Source organism: Chryseobacterium sp. GP-SGM7, assembly GCF_049166575.1.
Classification (GTDB): domain Bacteria; phylum Bacteroidota; class Bacteroidia; order Flavobacteriales; family Weeksellaceae; genus Chryseobacterium.
In genome coordinates this window covers 991,781-1,017,683 of the sequence record NZ_JBMHFF010000001.1, presented here as the reverse complement: position 1 = coordinate 1,017,683, position 25,903 = coordinate 991,781, and the positions used below count along the sequence as shown (strand labels likewise).

The 25,903-nt window shown below is 35.4% G+C and carries 23 protein-coding genes; 4 read left to right on the top strand and 19 right to left on the bottom strand.

Annotation, left to right across the window (positions count from 1 at the left end):
- Nucleotides 1-65: 65 nt before the first annotated feature.
- The 4 genes from ACOOWA_RS04485 (at nt 66) to ACOOWA_RS04470 (ending at nt 2,236) form a co-directional block, all read left to right on the top strand.
- The gene (locus ACOOWA_RS04485; protein ID WP_421373487.1) at nt 66-524 is read left to right on the top strand and encodes a lipocalin family protein; all 459 of its coding nucleotides are present in this window, start codon (nt 66-68) and stop codon (nt 522-524) included.
- A gap of 62 nt (nt 525-586) precedes the next feature.
- Nucleotides 587-1,243: a GDSL-type esterase/lipase family protein gene (locus ACOOWA_RS04480; RefSeq protein ID WP_421373484.1), complete on the top strand. Its 657-nt coding sequence runs from the start codon at nt 587-589 to the stop codon at nt 1,241-1,243.
- A gap of 128 nt (nt 1,244-1,371) precedes the next feature.
- Nucleotides 1,372-1,719 carry a hypothetical protein gene (locus ACOOWA_RS04475; protein ID WP_421373482.1) on the top strand — a complete coding sequence of 116 codons (348 nt, stop codon included), beginning with the start codon at nt 1,372-1,374 and terminating at the stop codon, nt 1,717-1,719.
- 64 nt (nt 1,720-1,783) lie between these two features.
- Nucleotides 1,784-2,236: a lipocalin family protein gene (locus ACOOWA_RS04470; protein WP_421373480.1), complete on the top strand. Its 453-nt coding sequence runs from the start codon at nt 1,784-1,786 to the stop codon at nt 2,234-2,236.
- A 62-nt stretch (nt 2,237-2,298) separates the two neighbouring features.
- Here ACOOWA_RS04470 and ACOOWA_RS04465 read toward each other — a convergent pair whose 3' ends face one another.
- The 19 genes from ACOOWA_RS04465 to ACOOWA_RS04375 all read right to left on the bottom strand — a co-directional run bounded on the left by ACOOWA_RS04465 (nt 2,299) and on the right by ACOOWA_RS04375 (nt 25,896).
- Complete coding sequence (locus ACOOWA_RS04465; protein WP_421373478.1) at nt 2,299-3,651, bottom strand: DEAD/DEAH box helicase; 1,353 nt, start codon at nt 3,649-3,651, stop codon at nt 2,299-2,301.
- A 272-nt stretch (nt 3,652-3,923) separates the two neighbouring features.
- Complete coding sequence (locus tag ACOOWA_RS04460; protein WP_421373476.1) at nt 3,924-5,567, bottom strand: ABC1 kinase family protein; 1,644 nt, start codon at nt 5,565-5,567, stop codon at nt 3,924-3,926.
- Nucleotides 5,568-5,663: 96 nt separating this feature from the next.
- The gene (locus ACOOWA_RS04455) at nt 5,664-6,365 is read right to left on the bottom strand and encodes a hypothetical protein (RefSeq protein WP_421373475.1); all 702 of its coding nucleotides are present in this window, start codon (nt 6,363-6,365) and stop codon (nt 5,664-5,666) included.
- A gap of 65 nt (nt 6,366-6,430) precedes the next feature.
- Entirely contained in the window at nt 6,431-7,267 is an 837-nt protein-coding gene (gene pheA / locus ACOOWA_RS04450) for a prephenate dehydratase (protein WP_421373473.1), read from the bottom strand.
- A gap of 211 nt (nt 7,268-7,478) precedes the next feature.
- Nucleotides 7,479-9,008: a glutamine-hydrolyzing GMP synthase gene (gene guaA, locus ACOOWA_RS04445; protein ID WP_421373472.1), complete on the bottom strand. Its 1,530-nt coding sequence runs from the start codon at nt 9,006-9,008 to the stop codon at nt 7,479-7,481.
- 287 nt (nt 9,009-9,295) lie between these two features.
- Nucleotides 9,296-10,534, bottom strand: coding sequence for a phosphoribosylamine--glycine ligase (purD, locus tag ACOOWA_RS04440; RefSeq protein ID WP_421373470.1), 1,239 nt, complete (start codon nt 10,532-10,534; stop codon nt 9,296-9,298).
- A gap of 88 nt (nt 10,535-10,622) precedes the next feature.
- Nucleotides 10,623-12,137 (bottom strand): bifunctional phosphoribosylaminoimidazolecarboxamide formyltransferase/IMP cyclohydrolase, encoded by a 1,515-nt coding sequence (purH, locus tag ACOOWA_RS04435; RefSeq protein ID WP_421373469.1) that lies wholly within the window; start codon nt 12,135-12,137, stop codon nt 10,623-10,625.
- 331 nt (nt 12,138-12,468) lie between these two features.
- A complete protein-coding gene (gene purN / locus ACOOWA_RS04430; protein ID WP_421373468.1) occupies nt 12,469-13,032 on the bottom strand; it encodes a phosphoribosylglycinamide formyltransferase in 564 nt (187 codons plus the stop codon).
- Nucleotides 13,033-13,183: 151 nt separating this feature from the next.
- The gene (purM, locus tag ACOOWA_RS04425; protein ID WP_421373466.1) at nt 13,184-14,176 is read right to left on the bottom strand and encodes a phosphoribosylformylglycinamidine cyclo-ligase; all 993 of its coding nucleotides are present in this window, start codon (nt 14,174-14,176) and stop codon (nt 13,184-13,186) included.
- Nucleotides 14,177-14,436: 260 nt separating this feature from the next.
- Nucleotides 14,437-14,988: an NADPH-dependent FMN reductase gene (locus tag ACOOWA_RS04420; protein WP_421373465.1), complete on the bottom strand. Its 552-nt coding sequence runs from the start codon at nt 14,986-14,988 to the stop codon at nt 14,437-14,439.
- A gap of 128 nt (nt 14,989-15,116) precedes the next feature.
- Nucleotides 15,117-15,845 (bottom strand): pirin family protein, encoded by a 729-nt coding sequence (locus tag ACOOWA_RS04415; protein WP_421373463.1) that lies wholly within the window; start codon nt 15,843-15,845, stop codon nt 15,117-15,119.
- Between the two features lie 103 nt (nt 15,846-15,948).
- Nucleotides 15,949-17,211, bottom strand: a complete 1,263-nt coding sequence (gene ilvA / locus ACOOWA_RS04410) for a threonine ammonia-lyase IlvA (RefSeq protein WP_421373462.1) — start codon at nt 17,209-17,211, stop codon at nt 15,949-15,951.
- A 67-nt stretch (nt 17,212-17,278) separates the two neighbouring features.
- Nucleotides 17,279-18,760, bottom strand: a complete 1,482-nt coding sequence (gene ilvC / locus ACOOWA_RS04405; RefSeq protein ID WP_421373461.1) for a ketol-acid reductoisomerase — start codon at nt 18,758-18,760, stop codon at nt 17,279-17,281.
- 43 nt (nt 18,761-18,803) lie between these two features.
- Nucleotides 18,804-19,394: an acetolactate synthase small subunit gene (gene ilvN / locus ACOOWA_RS04400; protein ID WP_421373459.1), complete on the bottom strand. Its 591-nt coding sequence runs from the start codon at nt 19,392-19,394 to the stop codon at nt 18,804-18,806.
- A gap of 8 nt (nt 19,395-19,402) precedes the next feature.
- The gene (gene ilvB, locus ACOOWA_RS04395; RefSeq protein WP_421374648.1) at nt 19,403-21,085 is read right to left on the bottom strand and encodes a biosynthetic-type acetolactate synthase large subunit; all 1,683 of its coding nucleotides are present in this window, start codon (nt 21,083-21,085) and stop codon (nt 19,403-19,405) included.
- An 82-nt stretch (nt 21,086-21,167) separates the two neighbouring features.
- Nucleotides 21,168-22,850: a dihydroxy-acid dehydratase gene (gene ilvD / locus ACOOWA_RS04390; protein ID WP_421373457.1), complete on the bottom strand. Its 1,683-nt coding sequence runs from the start codon at nt 22,848-22,850 to the stop codon at nt 21,168-21,170.
- The gene (gene ilvE / locus ACOOWA_RS04385; RefSeq protein WP_421373456.1) at nt 22,840-23,745 is read right to left on the bottom strand and encodes a branched-chain-amino-acid transaminase; all 906 of its coding nucleotides are present in this window, start codon (nt 23,743-23,745) and stop codon (nt 22,840-22,842) included. The genes ilvD and ilvE overlap by 11 nt, the downstream gene beginning before the upstream one ends.
- A gap of 445 nt (nt 23,746-24,190) precedes the next feature.
- Nucleotides 24,191-24,715, bottom strand: coding sequence for a nuclear transport factor 2 family protein (locus tag ACOOWA_RS04380; RefSeq protein WP_421373454.1), 525 nt, complete (start codon nt 24,713-24,715; stop codon nt 24,191-24,193).
- Between the two features lie 134 nt (nt 24,716-24,849).
- Nucleotides 24,850-25,896: a succinylglutamate desuccinylase/aspartoacylase family protein gene (locus tag ACOOWA_RS04375; protein WP_421373453.1), complete on the bottom strand. Its 1,047-nt coding sequence runs from the start codon at nt 25,894-25,896 to the stop codon at nt 24,850-24,852.
- Nucleotides 25,897-25,903: the final 7 nt, after the last annotated feature.

Here is a 25,903-nt window from a genome sequence, read left to right as displayed (position 1 = left end):
AGCTTGATTTCATTACAGATATTACAAATTAATTTATATTTTAGCATATTCTTAAATTTGTGAAAATGAAAAAACAATTACTCTTATTTGCCTTTTCTGCATTAGCTCTTACATCATGTGAAGATGACGATGTACAGGGATACGAATTGGATATGCTGAAAGGCGAATGGAAAACAGCTAAAATGGAAATTATATCAGGAGCTGATAACGAATCAGTTTTGCAAACTTTTGCTCCTACTGGTTGTGCTGCAAAGAGTATTACAGAGTTTAGAACCGATTACTATATTTCTTATACTGAGTTTTCAGGAGCAGATGCATCATGTACCAGTCAAAAAACAGAAGGAACTTATGGTTATAGCACAGAAACCAAACAAATGGTGACTAAATACAATAATGATCAGGAGCGTGTGTATAAAGTTGTGATTCTGAGTAATACAGAACTACGCTTAATGCAGATGAATAATAATATAGATATAGATGGCGACATGAAGCCAGACCCAACGTATATTACGTATAAAAGATAACACTAAACTCCCGATAAACGGGAGTTTTTTATTATATTTATTTTCATAAAAATTTAGAAACAATGAAGAAGATTTTTTCAGCATTCTTATTGCTGACTTTCGTCCTGATTTTCGCCCAGGAAAAACAGCCAATGTTCTGGCAAGACATTCAAAATTTCAAAAAAATTGATCAGGATACAGCTCCACCTAAAAATTCTATTTTATTATTAGGAAGCTCATCTTTTACAAAATGGAAGAATGTTTCAGACTATTTTCCGGGAAAAGTTATTATTAACAGAGGTTTTGGCGGTTCGAGATTAACTGATTTGAATTATTTTTCAGAAGATTTATTAAATCCTTATGAACCTAAACAAATCATCATTTATTGCGGAGAAAATGATTTTGCTGACAATGATAAACTGAAAGCCGACGTCGTTGTAGATCGATACAAAACTTTTTATAAGAAAATTCGTGCAAAGTTTCCGAATACTCAGGTTGATTATATTTCGATAAAATATTCTCCAAGCAGAGAAAAACTTTGGCCGCAAATGAAAGAAGCCAACAAAAAGATGGCAAAGTTTATGAAAAAAGAAAAAAATGCCGATTTCATAGACATTACTAAAGTGATGAACGATTCAAACGGAAATATCCGCAAAGATCTGTTTGTAGAAGATATGCTTCACATGACTCCGGAAGGTTATAGATTGTGGACATCTGTGATGAATCCTTACATGAAGTAATAAATGAATCGCTCATCAAGAAATACTCCGATTTTTAAAAATCTGAAGATATTTATCACGCTCTGAAAACCATTACAGATCTATTCCCGGAAAATAATGTTTATCTGAAAGAAATAAAGGAAAACCTTTTGGGAGACATCATGATTATTCAGGCTAAAATTTCCGGTGCCGAAGCTGTAAAGCTTTACGACATTAAAATGGAGAATGCTGCGCTTATCAGAAAAGCAGCACGAGATATTATGATCGGCGGTAACACTCTCCAAATGTTTGGTTTCGAAGACGTAAAATATTATAAAATCGTCCGTGATCTGGTTGAAGAATTTAGAATTCTTTTTGCAGAATGGGTAGAAGGTTTTAATCCTAAACATTTTATTGTTGATGATTGGGGACTTTTTAATCCACCTGGGATTTCAAAGGATTACATTCAGCGTGACGATGAGCTTAATTTTCTTTATGAAGATGATGATGATCTATAAGTGATTTATAAATTCACTATCATTTGATAAAATTTCCTTTAATTTGCATACTAAAATGAATTTAATGAAAAAATTTCTACTGCTTAGCATCCTATCTACAGGTTTAGTTTTCAACTCATGTTCGAAAAATGATGATGATGATGAGCCAGTGAACGAATTTTCGCTTGTCGGAATATGGCAACCATCGAGAGAAATTGCAGTTTCGGGAAGCAATGGTGTGACTATTTCAAATGAAATGTTTCAAGGATGTTATTTAACGAGCACTTATGATTTTAAATCAAACAATAGTCTTGTGATCAATCTTTTTGAAAGTAATACAAGTGGAAGCTGTGTGAGTACAGGAATTGTTACTCTACCTTATTCTTATGATCATCCTAATAAAAAATTAGTCATTGATAATGAAAATGTTGAGATTATAAGCCGTACAAAAAACGAAATACAGTTGGTCGATCACTATGAAGATGTAAATGGAGATAACATTGATGACAAAATTATTTTTGTTTTGGTAAAAATATAAAAAACCAATTCCTTCTGGAATTGGTTTTTGTTTTTTGAAAATAGCTAAAATTTATTTCAGTTTTATTTCTTTCTCTTAGATTTCGAAATTGCTTTCTGTTGCGCTCTGTTTGCTCCGAATTTTTTTGGAGTTTTTCTTTTTGAAGGACCACCCCAGTTTTCTTTTTTATTTTTATCTTTTTTCTCATGGAAAGCGCCGCCCCCATCGAAAAGCTTCACCTGAGCCGGATTTTTCATTACAATCTGATCTTCTTCAGAAGCAATTTTTTTAGGATTGATTTTTACAGTCTCCGGGAAATCGATGTAAGCTAGTTCTTTGTTCATCAGCAATTCGATATCCAAAGCCAATTCTTCTTCTTTTTTTGCAACAAAAGTTATTGCTTTACCATCTTTATCTGCTCTACCCGTTCTACCGATTCTGTGAATATACTGCTCGGGAACTTCTGGCGTCTCAAAATTGACAACATGGGTAATATCTGAAATATCAAGACCTCTCGCCATTACATCAGTTGTTATTAAACCTCTGATTTCTTCATTTTCAAAACGTTTCATCGCTTTCAAACGATAGTTCTGAGATTTATTTGAGTGAATAACATCGAATGCTTCAGGAAAAAGCTCGTTGATTTGAGTGAAAAGCAAGTCAGCGTGTTTCTTGTTATTGGCAAAAATCAATACTTTAGACATATCGTCACTACTTTTCAATAAATGCTCAAGCAAATTGATTTTTGTATTAAAATTTTCAACTTTATAAGCAGTCTGTTCAATTTTTTCCAGTGGAGTTCCTGATTTTGCCAATGAAATTTCAATCGGCCCCGCAAAATATTCATCCAGCATATCATCAACCGCTTCAGTCATCGTTGCAGAGAAAAGAATATTCTGTCTTTTCTCACGCATCATTTCAAAAATATGCGTTAACTGTGGTCTGAAACCAAGATTCAGCATTTCGTCGAATTCATCGATGATTAATTTCTGTACTTCTTTTAAAGAAATTGCGTTATCAATTGCCAAATCCATGATTCTACCCGGGGTTCCTACCAAAATATCACAACCGTCATTAAACAATAATTTTTGTGTATTGATATTTTTTCCACCGTAAATCCCAATAACTCTTGCAGTAAGATTTTCTGTCAGTTTTTCTACGATTTCAGTTACCTGAACCACCAATTCTCTTGTAGGAACCAAAACAACAACTGTAGGATTTCCATTCTTGTTATATTTCCAGGTCTTTAAAACCGGTAATAAATATGCAAGTGTTTTTCCCGTTCCTGTTTGCGCAATTCCCATTACATCACGGCCCGAAAGAATTGGACCGATACTTTTTTCCTGAATTGGAGTGGGTTCAAATAAATTTAAATCTGCTAAAACATCAAGAACTTTAACCGGAATGTCAAAGTCTGCAAAAGTGAGTTTTTCCATTTTGCAAAGATAGACAATTAATTTTTGTATTTTTAGGCTGGAAGATGGATGTTTGAAGCAGGAAGTTCTTCATCCACAGATTTCACGGATTTATACGGATGACTATCTTCTAAATCTATTTTAAACAGTAAATTTCAGAACATATATTTCCAGATTGGCCATGAATGCACAAATATTAATTTTTAAATAATTGTCAATTATTCATGTATTCGTGGCAATGTTCATTTTCAAAAATCTGTAAAAATCTGTGAGATCTGCGGGAGATTAAAAAATTACTTTCGTAAAATTCTTAGCAACAAAATAATCACCAACAAAACTGAAAAACAAAACCCTAAAATAGCTATCACAGACATTTCGCCAATCCTAGGTCCGGATTCTGAAACAAAAACAATTGCTGTCGCAATAATATTTGCTCCCAATATCATGGCTAATATAAGATTAATAACACTAGTCTTAATCAACTTATTCGTCTTTTCAATATTTTTAATTTCACTTGAAATCGTAAAGCTGTTATCGTCTAATTTCTGTAGAACAGATCTTAGTTCTTTAGGAATTTCATCGATATTCTCTGTGAAAGTCATCGCTTTATCGATTCCTTTTTTAAGGAGTTTTTTTGGACTGAGTTTTCTTGTAAATATTTTTTTGGTGTAAGGTTGAAGACTTTTCACAATATCCAAATCCGGATTAATGGTTCTTCCCACACCTTCTATTAAACCTATTCCTTTAAATAAAAGATAAAAATAATCGGGCATATATAACCTGTTATTTTTCAGTACATCTTTCATTTTATTGATGATTATATTTGGATCAATATCTTTCAGAGATGTGCTGTGAACAAAATTTAAAACTTCTTCAACATCGCTTTCAAATCTTCTTTCATCAGGAATTTCATAACTGACCGCCATTTTCTTCAGATAACGGACAATTTTATTTGAGTTTTTGGCAACGAAAGCCACAATGAGACTTTCGAGTATCTCTTTGTCATTCGGCTGAATTTTTCCTACTGCACCAAAATCAATGAAGACTACCTTTCCGTCTTTTTTAACTAAAATATTTCCGGCATGAGGATCGGCATGAAAAAAACCGTAATCTAAAATCTGAGAAACAAAAAGCCTCAAACCAACTTCAGAAACAACAACCGGATCAATATCGTTTTTCAGCAATTCTTCTTTATCGGTCACTTTTATGCCGTCGATAAACTCCATGCACAAAACATTGTTGTTTGAAAATTCATCATAGACTTTCGGAACGTAATTTTCTTTACTGTTCTTAAAGTTTAATGCAAACTGATTGATATTATTCCTCTCATTAACCAAAGAAACTTCTTCGAGCAAAGATTTTTCAAAAGTGGAAATTGCCTGTTTTAAATTTAATTTAGACCCGATTTCAGAATAGGTAGAAATCAGTTTGACTAAATCTTTAATCAAAAGTAAATCGTCTTCAATGACTGATAAAACATCTGGTTTTTTGATTTTTAAAATGACTTCATCACCATTCATCAAGATCGCTTTATAAACCTGCGCAATGGATGCAGTTGCTAAAGGTCTTGAATTAATCTCGGAAAAATATTCTTTTGGAACAATATTAAATTCATTTTCAAGAATCTCTTCTACATTCATTTCCACAACTTCCACCCTATCCTGAAGTTTTTGAAGCTCCTGAATCAATTCCGGCGGAAGCAAATCTTCACGATTGCTGAAAGTTTGCCCAAGTTTCACAAAAGTGGGACCCAATTCTTCCAAAGCGAGGCGAATTCTTTCGTAAACAGTTCCTTTTGAAACAATTTCATCAGGTTGCACAGAACTTTCTTCCGGTTTTTTGCCCATTCTGGCAATCATGTCTTTAAATCCGTATTTACTTAAAACGGAAATCAGTTTTCCCGATCTTTTAAGCTTTCGCTGTTGTTTATCAAACATAATTTTGAGGATGAATTGAGTTGCAAAGTAAGTTCAAAAATTATTCCTATTGAAAATTATTTTTGATATTGCAGTTTACTACTTGGTTTAAAAAAATTATATCACTTTAAAAACCGTCAACAATAAAATCAAAGTTTGCCATCCCAGAATAAGATAGAAAAACAGCCGGCCTGGTTCTGAAATATCTTTTAATTTATCGATGATTTTATTCTTGATAATCTCGGTAAAGCTTACATTTTCATCTTTGAAGTCAATTTCATTAAGTTCGATCTTTTTAAAACCATAAGCAATAATTTTTTTGAACCATTTATTTTCTTTGGAATCTCTGATTTCCTGCAAAACTTTAAGCTGAAGCTTAGTTTTATCAACTCCGCTTTGCATTAATTGAGGTTGATTGGCCTTTACTTTATTTAAAATCCTGTCAATAATCGGGAAAAGTATTTGCTCGCCTTTATCAGTAATCAATCTGTTGATGGTACGAGTCATCACATATTTATTTCCTAATGTAAACAGCAAAAATGGAGCTCCGAAAATAGTCAAGATAGTTAAACCGAAAGAAATAGGTCTTGCTAAAAATAACACAAAAACTGCAGCTTGTCCGTTTGTATGAACAGGACCGCCGCCATTATTAAAAGTCTGAGCAATAATTAAAATGATTGTAATGACGCACAAAATAACTATTGAAATCTGCCCAATGATATTGACTTTCAGAAAACTTAATGTTGCCCGGCTGAGAAGTTTAGCAACATATTTAAACTCGTCTGTAACTGTATTTTTTGTTTTTAATTTATCTATCATTTGTGAAAATTTCAAAGAGTTAAATTAAAAAAAATTATGCAATAATTACATTATAACAGATCAAATTATTCCGAAAAAGTATATTCATTATAATGTCCTAAAAATTTCACATTAGAACCTAAAGAAATAATTTCATCAATGGCATTTTGTGACAAAACATTATGCCATTCACCCGCAACATTGATGAAGAAAAAATAATTTCCTAAACCGGTTTTAAGAGTACGGCTTTCGATCTTTGATAGATTCATTTTTCGCCATGCAAAGACGGAAAGTACCTGATGTAGACTTCCTGCCTGATCTTCGGGAAGTGTTATAATCAAAGAAGTTTTTTCTGACGTTTTTAATAAATCGAGCTGTAGATTTTCTTTACTTTTTGAAATAACAATAAATTTGGTGTGATTTTGTTCAAAATCCTGAATATTTTCATAAATGATTTTCAAACCATACAGTTTTGCTGAATATCTATTCGCAACTGCTGCCCATTTTTCATGTGAATTTTCTGAAACCAGTTTCGCTGAAGCCGCTGTAGAACTGAAATCCTGCGACGGAACATCTTTAAAATTATCATATCTAAAATGGAAAGTCTGCGCCAAAGCTTGCGGATGAGAAATGACTTTTTCAAAAGTTTCATTATCAGGATGAATCATCAGATGATGTGCAATCGGCATGATCAATTCAGTTTCTATAAAAACTTCAAAATCATAGAGATAATCGAGCGTCATCGAAACAGTTCCTTCAATCGAGTTTTCCAAAGGAACAACGGCTTTTTCAACTTCATTATTTTTCACTGCATTGAAACAATCTAAGATGCTCGACTGAGAAATCAATTCTTCATTGGGAAAAATCTGAGATGCCGCCAATTGCGTGAAACTTGCTTGTGGACCGAGGTAGGCTATTTTCATAGAACAAATGTAGAAAATATTGGATAAACCTGAGAATCGGAAGCATACGAAAGTTTTTAATTACACTATAATTTTGATTGTTATATACCAAACCTATCAAAGATTTAAAAATATATTAAAAAACCGATCTAATAAATTTAGTAAGAGTGATACTATTTAGCACAAAAAACCAGCCTTAAAAAGCTGGTTTTATATATCAATTCAAATCAAATTATTCCCATTCAATGGTTGCAGGGGGTTTGCTTGAAATATCGTAAGCTACTCTGTTGATTCCTCTTACTTCGTTGATGATTCTGCTCGAAACCGTATCTAAAAACTCATAAGGAAGTCTGCTCCAGGTTGCAGTCATAAAGTCGATGGTGTTTGCTGAACGAACAACTGCTGTATATTCGTACGTTCTTTCATCACCCATTACTCCGACAGATTTCACAGGAAGAAGAACGACAAAAGCCTGAGAAACTTTCTCGTACAGATCATTTTTGTACAATTCTTCGATGAAAATATCATCTGCTTCCTGAAGAATTTTCACTTTTTCAGCATCTACAGCTCCTAAAATTCTGATTCCTAAACCAGGACCCGGGAAAGGATGTCTGTGAACCAAATGGTGAGGAATTCCTAATTCTTCACCCACTTTTCTCACTTCGTCTTTGAATAATTCTCTCAAAGGCTCAAGCAGTTCAAATTCCATTTCTTCCGGAAGTCCGCCAACGTTGTGGTGAGATTTGATTACTGCTGAAGGACCATTTACAGACTGACTTTCGATTACATCTGGGTAAATTGTTCCCTGTGCTAAAAATTTAGCACCTTCAATTTTATGAGATTCTTCGTCGAAGACAAAAATAAATTCGTTTCCTATGATTTTTCTTTTGGTTTCCGGATCATCCACTCCTGCTAATTTTGAGAGGAATCTTTCTTTAGCATCCACCAGCTTGATGTTCATATTAAAACTTTCGCCGTAGTTTTTCATCACTTTCACGTCTTCGTCTTTTCTCAGAAGTCCGGTGTCTACAAAGATACAGTGAAGCTGATCTCCGATTGCCTTATGAATTAAAACTGCTGCAACAGAGGAATCTACACCTCCGGAAAGTCCGAGAATCACTTTTTGATCTCCTACTTTTTCACGGATTTCAGCAACAGTTTTGTCGATATAATTGGTCAGTTTCCAGTTTTTCTCTGAATTGCAGATTGCAAAAACAAAGTTTTCCAGCATTTTTCCACCTTCTTCTGTGTGAGAAACTTCGGGGTGAAACTGTACACAATATATTTTTTTATCTTCATTTGAAATTGAAGCAATTACTCCAGATTTTGCATTTAACTCAAAACCTGCAGGCAATTCTCCCACTTCGTCAAAGTGGCTCATCCAAACAATAGAATTATCTGTAACACCTTTTAATAATGAAGATTCTTTTACGATTTCTAAATGTGCTTTTCCGTATTCTCCTTTTACGCCTTTATGAACTTTACCGCCTAAAAGATGTGCTGTAAGCTGCATTCCGTAGCAAATTCCTAAAACCGGAATTCCCTGTTCGTACAGTTTTTTCTCAACCAAATGTGCATTTTCTGCGTTTACAGAACTTGGTCCGCCAGAAAGGATAATTCCTCTTGGCTGTTTTTCTAAAATTGTTTCTAATGGTGTGTTGAAAGGTAAAATTTCAGAATACACACCCATCTCACGGATTCTTCTTCCGATAAGCTGGTTGTACTGTGATCCGAAATCTAATATGATAATCCCGTTATTCATTTTTTATAATTGATAAATGATGATTGATAATTTATGAGTTATTTTAATGATTTTAAAAGTTTTTAAGTGCGTTTGTCATTCCGCAGGAAACTAAGCCCTTTAAATTTTTATCATTACTTCACAGATTCCTCCGGAATGACAAAAATTATGTTTTATTTTAATCAACCAACTCAAATATTTTAAACTATTTTTTTAAATTTTGGTTAAAACCAAATTCTTAACCTTTTTTTAAAGTCTTTACAAAAAAAGACCTGGATTTCTCCAAATCTTTTTTTTGCGATTTTATATTAAAACTTTCCGATGTCTTCTCTGTAGAAGCCGTAATCGAAATGTACATGACTTGCATCTTCATAGACTTTTTTGCGAGCATCGTCGTATGTAGCTCCTGTTGCAACGACATTCAAAACTCTACCGCCATTAGAAACCACTTTATCTGCTTTTTTAATTGCTCCTGCATATAAAAGCTGACTGTGTCTTACTTTTTCTTCACCAGTAATCTCAAAACCTACTTCAATATTTCTTGGGTAACCACCAGAACACATGACAAGACAAACTGCTTTTTCATCTTTAAATTTAAGTTCGATGTCTTTCCCGTTCATACAGTCATTTATTACATCAAGAAGATTATTTTCCATCAAAGCCATTAAAACCTGAGTTTCAGGATCCCCGAATCTCATGTTGTATTCTAATAAATAGGTTCCGTTTTTGGTAATCATCAATCCAAAGAAAATCATTCCTTTGAATGTGAAACCTTCAGCTTTAAGACCTTTTACAGTTGGATTTAGAATATTATTTTCGAAATCAACGTAATGCTCTTCAGCAAATTCAGGACTTGGAGCCACTGATCCCATTCCTCCTGTATTTGGACCCGTATCACCGTTTCCTACTTTTTTGTAATCTTTTGCCGCAATACACGGGAATATTTTTTCACCATTGGAGAATGCAATAATCGACGCTTCAAAACCTTCCAAATGTTCTTCGATAACCAAACGAATTCCGGCATCACCGTAAATTCTTCTGATCATGAAATCGTGGATTGTAGCTTCTGCTTCTTCCAAAGTTTCGCAGATTACCACTCCTTTTCCACCGGCAAGTCCGCTAGCTTTTATAACCAAAGGATATTGCTGGCTCTGAATATATTGCTTTGCTTCAGGATAAGAATCAAATACTACAGCTTTTGCAGTTTTGATATCATAGGTCTGCATAAATTTTTTAGAGAAAGCTTTACTTCCTTCGAGACTTGCCACTTTCTTATTCGGACCGAAAACTTTAAGATCATGCTTCTTAAATTCATCTTTCAAACCTGCAACAAGTGGTGCTTCCGGACCAACAATCGTCAAATCTACTTTTTCTTTAATAGCAAAATCTCTAAGTTCTTTAATTTCTGATAAATGAACATTTTTTCCTATTGCATCGGTAGTTGCGTTTCCGTTAGCGAAAAACATTTGACTCACTCTAGAGTCTTTCTGAAGCTTTGCTGCTAATGCAGATTCTCTTCCACCTTCACCTATGATTAATATCCTCATGCTTTTTTTATTATCTAGTCTATTTTACAAATATATAATTTTGAATGCTATAAATACAATTCCAAATTATTTTTTAATTCTATTTTAATTAATGGAAAAAATGTCTAACACCGGTAAACATCATCGGGATTTTATGCTCATTGGCAGCCTCGATGCTGTCTTGGTCTTTCACACTTCCACCCGGCTGAATTATTGCCGTAATACCTTCCTGAGCGCAGAAATCTACCACATCACGGAAAGGGAAAAATGCGTCTGAAGCCAAAACTAAATCTCCTGTGAATTTTTCTTTTGCTCTTTCAATTGCCTGTTGCGTTGCCCAGATTCTGTTGACCTGTCCGCCTCCGATTCCGAAAGCCTGAATTCCATTAGAAACTACAATCGCATTAGATTTTACATATTTTACCACTCTTTGAGAGAATAATAATGCTTTTTTCTGCTCTTCCGTTGGCTGCGTTTCTGTAACCACTTTGATGTCATCAGAAAAAATACTGTCGTTATCCTGAACTAAGATTCCACCATCAACTTTTACCCAAGTTTGTTTGTCTGAAACAGGATTGACGATCTTTATAATTCTTAAATTTTTCTTTTTTCTTAAAACTTCCAAAGCATCCTCATCAAAATCAGGAGCCATTACGATTTCAAGGAATGTTTTGTTTAATTCTTCAGCAGTTGCTGCATCGATTTTGTAGTTCATTGCAACAATTCCGCCAAAAATTGAAACAGGATCACACTCAAAAGTTTTGGTATATGTTTCTAAAGCTGAAGTCCCGATAGCAACTCCGCAAGGTGTAGAATGTTTTACTGCGCAACAAGCCATTTCTTCTTTGAATTCGGTAACTACTTTCCAGCAAAGATCCATATCACGAAGATTGTTGAATGATAATTCTTTACCTCCTAATTGTTCGAAATCTTTCATCGCTCCATTTTCAAAAGTTGAAGCGTAGTAAGCTGCAGTCTGATGTGGATTTTCACCATATCTTAAATCAGCAACTTTTTTATAAGAAGCACTTAAATACGTTGGATATTCTTCATCTAAAAGCATTCTTGAAATTGCCGCATCGTACGCTGAAGTAAGATTGAATACTTTTCCGGCTAATCTTTTCCGGGTTTCGATAACGGTATCTCCGTTTTCTTCCATTTCAGTTTTTACCTTTGCGTAATCTTCTACGTCAGTAATTACGGTTACAGAATCGAAATTTTTAGCTGCTGAACGAAGCATTGACGGTCCACCGATGTCAATAAATTCTACCTTTTCGTGAAGAGGAATGTCTTTGTTTACATTTTCAAAAAATGGATACAAATTTACAATCACCATATCAATTAACCCAATGTTGTGCTCCTGAACAGTTTTCATGTGTTCTTCGTTGGCACGAACCGCCAATAAACCACCGTGAACTTTTGGGTGTAAAGTTTTTACTCTACCATCCAACATTTCAGGAAAATCGGTTACTTCATCGATTTGGATTGGATTTAAACCAGCGTCTTTCAAATGTTTGAATGTACCTCCCGTAGAAATCAATTCATACTTCTGGGATTCTAAAAACTGTGCGAATTCTGTTAATCCGCTTTTGTCAGAAACACTGATCAAAACTCTCTTGCTCATAGATTTTTCATTTTTTGAAGCAAAAACCGCAATAAATTGCGATTTTTACTCATTTTTACTTTTGCCCTTTCGGGACTTTTCACTTTTTACTTTTTACAGTTATTTCAAACTGTAGACCGGTTCTTTCACCTCCGATCTTAACTTTTACTTAGATTTTACTGAATTTTGAAATAATTTTAATCGATCTAAGTGTGTCTTTATATTTTATCGTGAAATGCTTCGACAAACTCAGCATGACATCTCTAATACTAACTGTTTATATTCTGTTTGTCATGCTGAAAGCATCTTAATTGCGCTTAGATTCCTACGGAATGACAAATGTGGTAGCTATTTAGCTGCTTAATACTTTGTTTATTGCTATTGGAAAAATTTCATATTCTATTAGATGAACTTTTTCTGCAACAGTTTCTGGAGTGTCATTTTCTGTGACTTTGAATGATTTTTGAAGAATAACGTCTCCTTCGTCAATTCCTGTGGTTACAAAATGGACAGTTGCTCCACTTTCTTTTTCTTTGGCTTCAATTACCGCATTGTGAACATGATGTCCCCACATTCCTTTTCCTCCGAATTTAGGAAGCAACGCCGGATGAATATTTATCATTTTTCCGACCCAGTTTTCACAGAATTCAGGTTTTAGAATAGATAAAAATCCTGCCAAAACGATCAAATCTGTGTTTTCGGGAATAATTTTTGCCAATTCGCTGCTGAAATTTTTCCCTCTCGGAATCAGAGCAGTTGGTATGTTGTGTTTTTTTGCTCTTTCGAGTCCGTAGCAATCTCTGTCGGCTACAACTAACGATACTTTTGCTTTTTGGATTTCTCCGCTATCAATGGTATCAATAATTCTCTGAAGATTGCTCCCTGAACCTGAAACTAAAATGACAATATTTTTCATTAAAAAAATTACTATTGCTAAAAATACACCCTTCTCTAGCCCCGATTGAAACGGCATCCTTTTTTGTTATTGCGATTGCGAAAAAGTTCAACTTATCAGCTCAATTGTTCGCAATGACAAAAAAGATATAGTGGAAAGCGGGATTAAGCTCCTAAAATTTTAAATTAATTTTCTCGTTTCCTTCTGTAATTTCTCCGATTTCGTAAGCATCGTCCAGAAGGTGTAAAACTTTCTCTGCGTGCTCTGCATCTACTACTACGATCATTCCGACACCCATGTTGAAGGTTCCGAACATCTCTTCACGAGCAATGTTTCCTCTTTTTTCCAACTCTACCATTACACTTGGAATCTGGATTTTTGAAGCATCAATTGAAGCACAGAATCCGTCACCGATAATTCTAGGAATATTTTCGTACAAACCTCCACCAGTAATGTGAGCGATACCCGCAACTTCAACTTCCTCGATTACCTTGTGAATGTCTTTATAATACAGTCTTGTAGGAACCAAAAGGGTCTCGAATAAAGGTTTCCCTTCGAATTCTTCGTTGAAATCCGGGAATATTTTTCTTACCAAAGAGAATCCGTTGGAGTGGAAACCTGAGCTTGGAAGAGCAATAATTTTATCTCCGGCTTTGATTTTTGAACCGTCAATAATCTGATCTTTTTCAACAATTCCTACACAGAAACCTGCAACGTCATAATCTCCGGGTTTGTACATTCCGGGCATTTCAGCAGTTTCACCACCGATTAATGCACAGTTGTTGTCTTTACAAGCTTCCACCATTCCTAAAACGATTTCTGCAGCGATTTCAGAATCTAATTTACCGCACGCTAAATAATCAAGGAAAAACAAAGGTTTTGCACCGTGGCAAAGAATATCGTTTGCACACATTGCGAAGCAGTCTACTCCGATAGATTCGTATCTTTTTGAGTCTAAAGCAATTTTAAGCTTCGTTCCAACCCCGTCAGTTCCGGAAACCAGAACGGGATTTTTGTAACCACCGATTTCGTAAAACGCTCCAAAACTTCCCAAATGATTCAAAACATTGGAATTGTGAGTTTCGCCCACCGCTTTCTTGATTTTATCAACGGTTTTGTAACCTTCTTCTTTGTCTACTCCTGCAGATTTGTATGTGTTGCTCATATTTTGCTTAGATATTTAGATTCGAGATTCGAGAATTTCAGATTTATTACGTCTTTAATATCAAATCTATCTGTCTTTATAATATTAATTTTGAAAATAAAAAAGCCGACAATCTTGGTAGATTATCGGCCGTTATATTATCTGAGAATTTCAGAGTCCACAACATTCCCTTTTTTGGAGAAACATTCTTTAAAAGTGGTCTGAATTTTCATTACTTTTTCTTTTTGCAAAGATATTAATTTTAAGTTAATATTCAAATGCTATTTTTCCAAGATTATTTCGGCAGAAGAAATTTTTGCAACTTTTCCTTTTAACTCATTGTTTTTCTCTTCGTTAGATATTTTTTGACTTTCCTTATCAAAATTATCATTGAAGTGTGGCAATGTAAATGTATCTACAATATTTCCTGCATGTAGAGGAAATCTCTTTGAAGCTGCTTCTAAAACTCCTAAACCACCTCTTGGTCCTGTTGCTGTTGCCATTAAGAACATCGGAATGTCATTCCAAACTTTTCTGCCCTTGATTCTTGACGTCCAGTCGAACACGTTTTTAAATGCCGTTGAGTACGTTCCGTTGTGCTCTGACAGAGAAATAATCAATAAATCAGAATTATCAATTTTCTCTGCAAAATCTACAGCCTGTTGAGGAACACCGCTTTCTGTTTCCAATTGATGTTTGTAGATTGGCATTTCAAAATCATTCATGTCTACAACTTCTACTTCTGCATTTTCAAATAATGATGCTGCGTAAGAAACCAGCTGTTTGTTGATTGATGTATCGGAATTGCTTCCGGCTATGGCTAGGATTTTCATTTATTTTTAATTGTATATTTTTAAAATGTTTTATTGTTGGTTTTTATGAAACCACCCTGTCAAAAAATCTTTGATTTTTTGACACCCCTCCATTGGAGAGGATTTTTTGACGGTGCAAAATTAATTGTTTATTTCAAATAATCAGGTAAATCCATTGGAACTTCCATTAAAAGAATTTCTGTGTCGTCTACAGCTTCAATATTGAAACTCTGCGTGTCCCAAATTCCCAAACCGTCTCTTTCATTTAAAATCCTGTCGCCCACTTTTGCGCTTCCTTTCAAAACAAATGCATAAACGCCGTTTCCTTTTTTGTTGACTATATAGTTTTTGCCATTTCCTGCAGTGAAATTAGCTAAATTGAACCATGCATCCTGATGAATCCAAACGCCGTCATCATTTTTATCAGGTGATAAAATCTGTTGGAAACCATTGATTTTTTCGCCGTCTATGATGCTTTTCTGATCATATCTCGGTTCTACATTTTCTTCTCTCGGGAAAACCCAAATCTGTAAAAATTTTACGGCTTCGTCTTTATTCTGGTTGTATTCGCTGTGCATCACTCCGGTTCCTGCACTCATCACCTGGATTTCGCCTTTTTTAATAACTGCAGTTGTTCCCATAGAATCTTTGTGTTCCAGATTACCTTCCAACGGAATAGAAATGATTTCCATATTCTTGTGTGGATGTGTTCCGAAACCCATTCCCTGAGAAACGGTGTCGTCGTTTAAAACTCTTAAAACTCCAAAATTTTGTCTGTCTCTGTTTTGATAATTAGCGAAACTGAACGTATGATAAGAATTTAACCAACCGTGATTGGCGTGACCTCTTGAATCTGCTTTATGATAAACTGTTTTCATATCTTTTTATTTATTTGTTACTTAAATTGTTATTGTCTTAATGACGATACAAATGTACAGCTACCTTACTATTAAAGCCATTGATTTAGGATAAGAAAGAATCTTAAATTAAGAGATTCAAAACCTGTGGATCTGCATTAAGATAAGATTCAAAATAACCTAAATTTTTCATTCTTGAAACAAGGCCTGAAAAATCATTAGCATCCGAAAGTTCAATCCCGACTGTTGCTAAAGCTGTTTCGCGGGAATTTCTTTTGGTATATTCAAAAAAAGAAATATCATCTTTTTCTCCCAAAACATCGAGAACAAATTCTTTCAGTGCACCCGGACGCTGAGGAAAGTTGACCAGAAAATAATGCTTAATCCCTTTGTAAAGCATTGCCCTTTCTTTAATCTCCTCCATTCTTGTGATGTCGTTATTGCTACCGCTCACAATACAAACCACATTTTTTCCATTTAATAATTCCCTGTAGCTTTCCAGTGCTGCAATTGATAACGCTCCGGCAGGTTCCAAAACAATAGCATCTCTGTTGTACAGTTCCAATATGGTTTCGCAGACTTTACCTTCTTCTACTGCAATGCAATCTGAAATATAATTTTTACTGATGGCGAAAGATAAATCTCCCACTTTCTGCACAGCCGCACCATCCACGAATTTGTCTATTGAAGATAATTCTACATTTGTACCTGACTCCAATGCTGCTTTCATGGAAGCTGCTCCTTTAGGTTCTACCGCAATAATTTTTGTTTTTGGAGAAAGAACCGAAAATACAGAAACTACCCCTGAAATTAAACCGCCGCCGCCTACCGGAACAAAAACATAATCGATCAACTCATTCGTCTGCTCAAGAATTTCCAGCGCCAGAGTTGCCTGACCTTCAATAATCTGGGCATCATCAAACGGATGAATAAATTCAGCATTATTATCTAAACTATACTGTATTGCAGCATCTTTGGCATTATCGAAAGTATCTCCTATTAATTTAATTTCAACAAAGCTGCCACCAAACATCTGCACCTGCTCAAGTTTTTGCTTCGGCGTGGTAACCGGCATAAATACAATTCCTCTTATTTGAAGCTCGCTACATGCGAAAGCTACTCCCTGAGCGTGATTTCCGGCACTTGCACATACTATTCCCCGACCGGTTTTTCCATCTTCGAACAGACTATTCATCTTATGATATGCTCCTCTGATTTTATAGGACCGCACAGGCTGGAAATCTTCTCTTTTAAGGCTTATTTTTGCATTAAAATCTTTAGAAATTCTAATATTTTCATGTAAAGGAGTTGTTTTTACCACAGAAGATATTTTTTGCTGAGCTTTTTTTACTGCTTCTATCGTAATGCTGAATGTTTCTGTTTCCATTTAATTTGCTCTAAATTTATTTTACAAAATGGGTCGCTTCTACGATAAGCCTGTTTTGACAGATCATTTACTGTGTTTTTATTGCTTTCATGGCCGTCATTGCCTTGCGTAGTTTTCTTCCGACAATTTCTACAGGATGATTTCGAAGCTGCTCATTTACTTCAACCAAAGCAACATTATCTACCCCATTATCTCTATTTTCATTAAAATTTTTGCCCACAAGATCAGTATCCACTTTTCTCATAAAATCCTGAAGCAGAGGTTTACAGGCCTGATCAAAAAGGTAGCATCCGTATTCTGCCGTATCTGAGATGACACGGTTCATCTCAAACAATTTTTTTCGGGCAATGGTATTGGCAATCAGTGGTGCTTCGTGAAGAGATTCATAATATGCAGATTCAGGTTTGATTCCGGCTTCAACCATCGTTTCAAAAGCCAGCTCAACCCCCGCTTTGATAAAGGCTACCATTAAAGTATAATGATCAAAATATTCCTGCTCGGCAATTTCCACTTCTCCTGCCGGTGTTTTCTCAAAGGCGGTATTTCCTGTTTCAGCTCTCCATTTTAAAAGATTAGCATCATTATTTGACCAGTCTTCCATCATTGTTTTGCTGAATTTTCCTGAAATAATATCATCCTGATGCTTCTGGAAAAGCGGACGCATAATGTCTTTTAATTCTTCTGAAATTTCAAACGCTTTCAGCTTTGCAGGATTGGAAAGACGATCCATCATCCCACTTACTCCGCCATGCTTTAATGCTTCGGTAATGACCTCAACTCCATACTGAACCAATTTGGAAGCATAACCTGCATCAATTCCTTTTTCTACCATTTTATCAAAAGAAAGAATCGAACCAGTCTGCAGTAATCCACATAAAATCGTCTGTTCGCCCATCAAATCGGATTTTACCTCAGCTACAAAAGAAGATTTAAGAACACCTGCTTTATGACCGCCGGTTCCCACACAGTAAGCTTTTGCCTCACTCCAGCCTTTTTCCTGAGGATCATTTTCAGGATGTACGGCGATTAGAGTAGGAACACCAAAACCACGGAGATATTCTGCTCTTACTTCAGAACCCGGACATTTCGGAGCTAACATAATGACGGTGAGATCTTTTCTGATCTGCATGCCTTCTTCCACAATATTAAACCCATGAGAATAAGATAAAGTTGCACCTTCTTTCATGAGAGGCTGCACTGCATTGATCACTGAAGTATGCTGCTTATCGGGAGTAAGATTAATCACAAGATCTGCTGTTGGAATCAATTCTTCATAAGTTCCTACGGTAAAATTATTTTCAGTAGCGTTTTTCCACGAATCCCGTTTCTCATCAATTGCTTCTTTTCGCAGAGCATAAGAAATATCAAGTCCGCTGTCTCTGAGATTAAGCCCTTGGTTGAGTCCTTGTGCACCGCATCCGACGATAACTATTTTTTTTGATTTAAGAGCATCAATACCGTCAGAAAATTCTGAACTGTTCATGAATTCTGCCTGCCCCAACTGATGAAGCTGATCTCTTAGTGATAATGTATTGAAATAGTTTGCCATTTTTAATTTTTTTATTTTCTTAATGATTTATGATTTCTAATTTTTACATGGTGAAAACGTCGTCTCTTTTTTCAAGATATTCGTTTTCTACGATTTCTACGGAAGGTTCTTTTCTTTCAAAATCGAGTATTTTTTTGTGGAATCCTTCACTATTTTTAATAATGGCTATCCTTGCTCCTCTTACAAACTCTATTAGTCCGTATTTGGTTAATTCTTCAGTAAGTCTGTCGATTTCTTCACGGTGTCCTGCGGTTTCGAACACAATATAATCCTTTCTGATGACCACCGTAGAAGCTCCATATTGTCTTAAAAGTCTTTCTACATACATTTTTTCGGTGACCACAGCTGCCGGAACTTTGTAAAGTGCCTGTTCCTGCCAAACAATCTCGTCATCTGTATTGTAATATGCTTTCAGTACATCAATTTGCTTTTCTAACTGTCTGCAAAGCTTACGTACTACTTCTTCCCCTTCACTGATAACAATGGTAAACCTGTGAATTCCTTCCACCTCAGATGGCGATGTATTGAGGCTTTCTATGTTTATTTTTCTGCGTGAGAATATTCCTGATATTCTTCCGATGAGCCCTACAGAATTTTCCGTAAAAAGACTTATTGTAAATTCCTTTTTTTCCATTTTTTGATTTATTTAAGCCTTATATCCGAAACTGAACTTCCTTGCGTAACCATAGGAAATACATTATTTTCTTTTCCCACCATCACTTCCAGAAGATAGGCCCCATCATGATTTAACATGGTTTCGATAGCTGCCCGCAGATCTTTTCTTTCTGAAACTTTCTGACCTTCTATATAATATGATTTTGCCAGAGCCACAAAATCCGGACTGGTAATATTAACAAATGAATAGCGTCTTTCGTTAAACAGCTCCTGCCACTGACGAACCATTCCTAAAAACTCATTATTAAGGATTAAAATTTTAACTTTAGCTCCAAACTGCATGATCGTTCCCAGTTCCTGAAGCGTCATCTGAAAGCCTCCGTCTCCGATAATCGCAACAACTGTTTTTTCCGGTGCACCATACCATGCTCCGATTGCGGCAGGAAGTCCAAACCCCATTGTTCCCAAACCACCCGATGTAACGCTCGATCTGGAATGATTGAATTTTGAATACCGGCATGCAACCATTTGATGCTGACCGACATCTGTTGTGATGATTGCATTTCCTTCTGTAAGCTCATTCAGGATATTGACTGCTTCTCCCATGGTCAATATTTCAGATGACGGATGCAATTCGTCGTTAATTACCTCCTTTATTTCTTCTTTTTCCAACTCCCGGAATTCGTTAAGCCATTTCGAATGATCTTTTTTATGAATTAATTCTGTAAGCAAAGGCAATGTTTTTTTACAGTTTCCCCAGACCGGCACTGTAGTTTTAACGTTTTTATCAATCTCTGCCGGATCGATGTCCAGATGAATCACTTTTGCCTGTTTTGCATACTGATCCAGTCGCCCTGTTACACGGTCATCAAAGCGCATTCCGACAGCAATCAGAACATCACATTGATTGGTCATTACATTCGGAGCATAATTTCCGTGCATTCCTAACATTCCCACATGAAGCGGATGTTCAGTGGGAAGCGCACTTAATCCCATTACTGTTGCAGCCGAAGGAAATCCTGATTTTTCGATAAAATATTTAAAATCTTTTTCTGCTTTTCCTAAAATAATTCCCTGACCGAAAAGAACAAGTGGTTTTTCAGCTTTGTTGATTAATTCTGCTGCTTTTTCTATATATTCATTTCTTATCTCCGGTTCGGGACGATAGCTTCTGATGTGCTCACATTTTTTGTAACCAGTATAATCAAAAAGCTGAAGCTGAGCATTTTTAGTAATATCAATTAAAACAGGGCCCGGTCTTCCCGTAGAGGCGATGTAAAAAGCTTTGGCAATAGCATCGGAGATTTCAGAAGCATCTGTAACCTGATAATTCCATTTGGTAACGGGTGTCGTAATATTGATAACATCTGTTTCCTGAAAAGCATCAGTTCCCAACAGTGAAGCAAAAACCTGCCCTGTAATACATACAATAGGATTACTATCGATCATTGCATCAGCAAGCCCCGTTACCAGATTGGTTGCGCCGGGTCCGCTTGTTGCAAAAACAACTCCTGTTTTTCCTGAAGTACGGGCAAATCCCTGTGCAGCGTGGATTGCACCTTGCTCATGCCTCACCAGAATATGTTTAAGTTTTTCATTATAGTCGTAAAGTGCATCGTAAATGGGCATAATTGCACCACCGGGATAACCAAAAACAGTAGTAACTTCTTCGTGAAGTAAAGCTTCAAGCACAGCCTTTGAACCCGTCATTTCAACAGTATGAAAATCTCCTGTTGAATTATTTTTTTTAGTATTCAGAATTGTATTCATTTCATTTAATTGTAGTGAAAATTTATTGATCGGTCACGCAACCTTCCGAAGCATCGGCAACAGATTTTGCGTACTTGTATAAGATTCCCTTTTTTACTTTGAAATCACGCTGTACAAAAGCTTTTTTTCTGAGCTCGATCTCTTCTTCAGAAACCATGAGATTGATAGTATTGTTTACGGCATCAATTTCAATAAGATCCCCGTCCTGCACCAAACCGATTAATCCGCCTAAGAAAGCTTCCGGAGTAATATGTCCTACAACAAAGCCATGAGTTCCGCCTGAAAAACGGCCATCGGTAATGAGAGCTACATTTTTCCCTAATCCTGAACCCATTAAAGCAGAAGTAGGTTTCAGCATTTCAGGCATTCCGGGAGCACCTTTAGGACCTTCATTTTTAATCACCACTACATTTCCCTCTTTAATTTTATTTTCTTCGATGCCTTTTATGAACTCTTTCTCCCCATTGAAAACAACAGCTTGCCCGTTAAACGATTCACCTTCTTTACCTGTGATTTTTGCAACACAACCTTTTTCAGCAAGATTTCCATATAAGATTCTGATGTGTCCGCTTTCTTTGATGGGTTCTTCAATTCTTTTGATAATATTCTGATCCCTATCGATAATTGATGTCACATGCTCCAAGTTTTCAGCTAAAGTTTTTCCTGTAACGGTAAGACATTCTCCATGAAGAAAACCCAAATCCAGTAAATATTTCATTACTGCAGGAACTCCGCCCACTTTATGAAGATCATCCATCAGATATTTTCCACTGGGTTTTAAATCTGCCAATAATGGAGTTTTGTCGCTCATTTTCTGAAAATCATCAATAGTAAGAGGATGCCCGATCGCTTTTGCAATCGCTATAAAATGAAGAACAGCATTTGTACTTCCTCCTAAAATCATAATCAACCTCAAAGCATTTTCAAAAGCTTTTGCTGTCATAATATCTGAGGGTTTAATATCTTTCTCCAGTAGAATTCTGATGTAATGACCGGCAAACTCGCATTCTTCTTTTTTTTCTCTGCTCAATGCCGGATAGGAAGATGAGTAAGGAAGGCTCATTCCTAGAGCTTCAATTGCTGATGCCATTGTATTGGCGGTATACATCCCTCCACAGGCTCCCGCACTTGGACAGGAATTTTCAATAACTCCCTGAAAATCTTCATCCGAAATTTTTCCCGCTATTTTATTTCCCAAAGCTTCAAATGCAGAAATGATATTCAGATCCTGACCTTTATATCTTCCGGGCGTGATGCTTCCGCCATAAACCATTATTGAAGGGCGATCTAAACGTGCCATAGCGATAAGAGAACCGGGCATATTTTTGTCGCATCCGGGAACGGTAATCAGACCGTCATAATACTGTCCTGCACAAACCGTTTCTATAGAATCTGCGATGATATCACGGCTGATCAGTGAATATCGCATTCCGTCTGTACCATTCGTCATCCCGTCACTGATGCCAATGGTGTGAAACATTAGTCCCATCAAATTCTCCCGGTTAACTCCCGACTTTACAATTTCAGCTAACGAATTGAGATGCATGTTGCAGGTATTTCCATCATAACCCATACTTGCAATGCCAATCTGCGCTTTGTCAAAATCTTCTTTCTTAAAACCGATCCCATAGAACATAGCCTGCGTGGCGGGTTGCGTAGGGTCTTGGGTAAGCGTTTTTGAATATTTATTGAGACTATGACACATATTGTAATCTTTCTTTTAAATAAGAGTAATCTTCTTCCAGCACCAAATGTCTGTAGGCTGTCTGAATTAACGCGGCTTTTGTGTCTTCCCAGGGTTTTGCAAAACTCACTTCATCCATTGATCCTAATGCAACGATTTCCGCTGCTGTCCCACAGAAAAATGCAGCATCTGATCCACGCATTTCTTCCGGAGTTGAAAACTTTTCCTCGTACTGAATTCCAAGCTGATCACATATTTCAAAAACAGTAGCTCTGGTAATACCTGGAAGAATATTTCCCTTTGGTGCCGTAAATAAAGTGTTATCTTTTTCATAAAAAACATTAGCTCCGGAACTTTCTGCCACAAAACCATTTTCATCTAAGACAATAGCTTCGTCGAAACCTTTATCTTTAGCTTCCTGACAGGCAAGAATAGAATTTACATAGTGACCGCTTACTTTTGCCTCCACCTTAAAAGCTTTAGGATTGGGTCTTTGAAAGGATGAAGTCATTACTTTCATCTGATTGGCAAGATATCCGTTGTCCCAATTCCAGACTTCGATCACGAGTGAAGATTGTTTTCCTTTTGAAAGTGACATATTAGGCGAGCAAATTACCAAAGGACGGATATACGCATTCGAAAGATTATTTTTTTCTAATAACCGATAAGTAATCTCCATCATTTCCTCTGCAGAATATTCGAAAGGAATCATCATTAATTCTGCAGATCTTTTTAATCTCTCATAATGCTCTAATGCCTTGAAAATTTTAGTTCCGTTTGACGTTTTGTAAGACTTGATTCCTTCAAATACAGCATATCCGTAATGAAGAGACTGACCGTAAAGATCTGTTTTTGCATTCTGTGCATTTATAAACTCTCCGTCAAAAAAAAGAATTGTGTTCTGGTTGTAATACATTTATAATTGTTTAAAATTTTTCACAAAAAAAAACCATCCTGATGAGGATGGTTTATACATTATTTTTAAAACTAATAATTACATGCCATCTCTCACCATTGGTAATCCAATAATGATAATAATGACAATAATAATAGTAGTTAATCTGTTCATGTTGTTTCAATAACCAGACAAATGTATATATTTTTTTTAAATAAAAGACAAATACATTATATATTTTTTATTTTTTTCTTCTTTTAAAAACAAAATAACCAACAAAAAAGAGATTTCCTTACCTATATAAACAAATAACAAAATTAAAAATAGTTGCGGAAACAAAATCAAGTTTTTCTTTGAAATAAAATGTAGTAATGCTAAATTTTAAGCTGATAAACATCTGCTAAAAAAAGTTATAAACGGTTTCAAAACTGAACCCGCTTTATTTCATAAAAAATAATAACCAGAATTATTTATTTTTCAGCTGTTGTAGTAAAACATCTTCAATTGCAGCCTTTTCTTCTATAACTTTATCAACCACTTCATTCGGAACAGTTACAGACAAGACATATTGCTTTACTTTCCACTGTCCGTTTATTTTTTCTAAAACTCCGGAACCACGACAGATTTTCATTTGCGTATCGAGTAATTCATCAAACCAAGCCATTTTTCCGTCTTTACTGAAATAGATATTTCTTTTTAAAGAAGTAAAGTTCCAGGTTTTCTTTTTGTAGAAATGAGGTTTTGCCCAGGTTTTAAATTCCTGTTTATTCCATATTTCTGTAGCATCAGTTCCGATAAATGTAGATTCATCTGCGAAAAAATTAAAATATTTTTCAAATTCTGCATTGGCAGCAGCGACGTTGAAATCATCAAGCATTTTTGAAATTGCTGTTTTTTCTTTTTCAAATTTCGCATTTTTAGATTGCGCTGAAAAGCCTGAAAAAGCAAATAGGAAGATTGCTAAAGCAAAGAAAAGTTTTGTTTTTTTCATATTTTATATATATAAGTTGTAAATAATTCTAACGCTAAGTTCGCAAAGTTTTATTAAACTAATTGAAAATATTTTTCGTTCGCAAGGGCGTTCTACTCAGCAAAGATTGCAATTACATTTAACTGGTTTCTTTATCAATTATATCCGATGCAAAAAAGAGTTTCACCTTTATTCACAGGTGGTGTTCCTACTTTATATAAGATAATTCCATTGGTTTTTGAAATAATATCATGCTTTTTATCTCCAAATCCGTTGGTAATATATCCTAAAATTTGATTCTTTTTCACGTGATCTCCACTTTTTAAATCGCTATAAAAAATTCCGTCATCGGGAACTCGGATGTAGTCTTGGTGATTTAAAAGAATTGTCGATTTTTGATGCATGTTTTTTGGTATTTTCATCGTGTAATTTCCTGAGTTTTCAAGCATATTATACACGGCCCTTTTAATCAAATTCACATTATCTCTCTGAACGGCACCCAATTTTCCGGCTTCAATGCTTAAAGCAGTAATTCCTTGCTGAGTAGCTTCTTTGAACGCATATTTCGCAGGTTCTGTCGGCGATAAAGTATAAGGATAAGAAACTACATATTCTATTCCTGATTTTACAGATAATTCATGAGCTTTCATGGTATTTTCAGGCATATCTTTTCTGTCGTAATAGCAGACAAAAGGCAGCAAATCTTCATTGGCATCGCCGCCATGAATATCTAAAAATAGAGTTGAATTAGAAATAATTTCTTTGGTGATAATATGTGCGATCTGATCAGTCGGAGTTCCATTTTCAGAACCCGGAAAAGCTGTATTTAGATTTTTTTGATCTAAAGGATTAATAAAAGGCGTTCTTTTTTGAAAAGATTCTACATTGGCAACCGGAATGATAATTAAACTTCCTTTTACATTTTCTGGCTGAATTTCTTTTAATAATTCCTGAACGGCAATAATCGGCGGATATTCGTAACCATGTATCCCTGCAACAATAGTAAAAACGGCACCTTTTTGTTTTCCTTTAATAATCGTAACCGGCAAATATGTTTCTTTCAAATCACTTTTAATGGAAAAAGCAGTATCTTTTCTGAAAGAACCGCTTTTATTTAAGATTTCCTTCACCGATTGAGATTTTAGCATTGAGAAAGAAGCAAAAACTGATAATAAAACCGTTTTCGAAATAAATTTTATCATTTTAAAG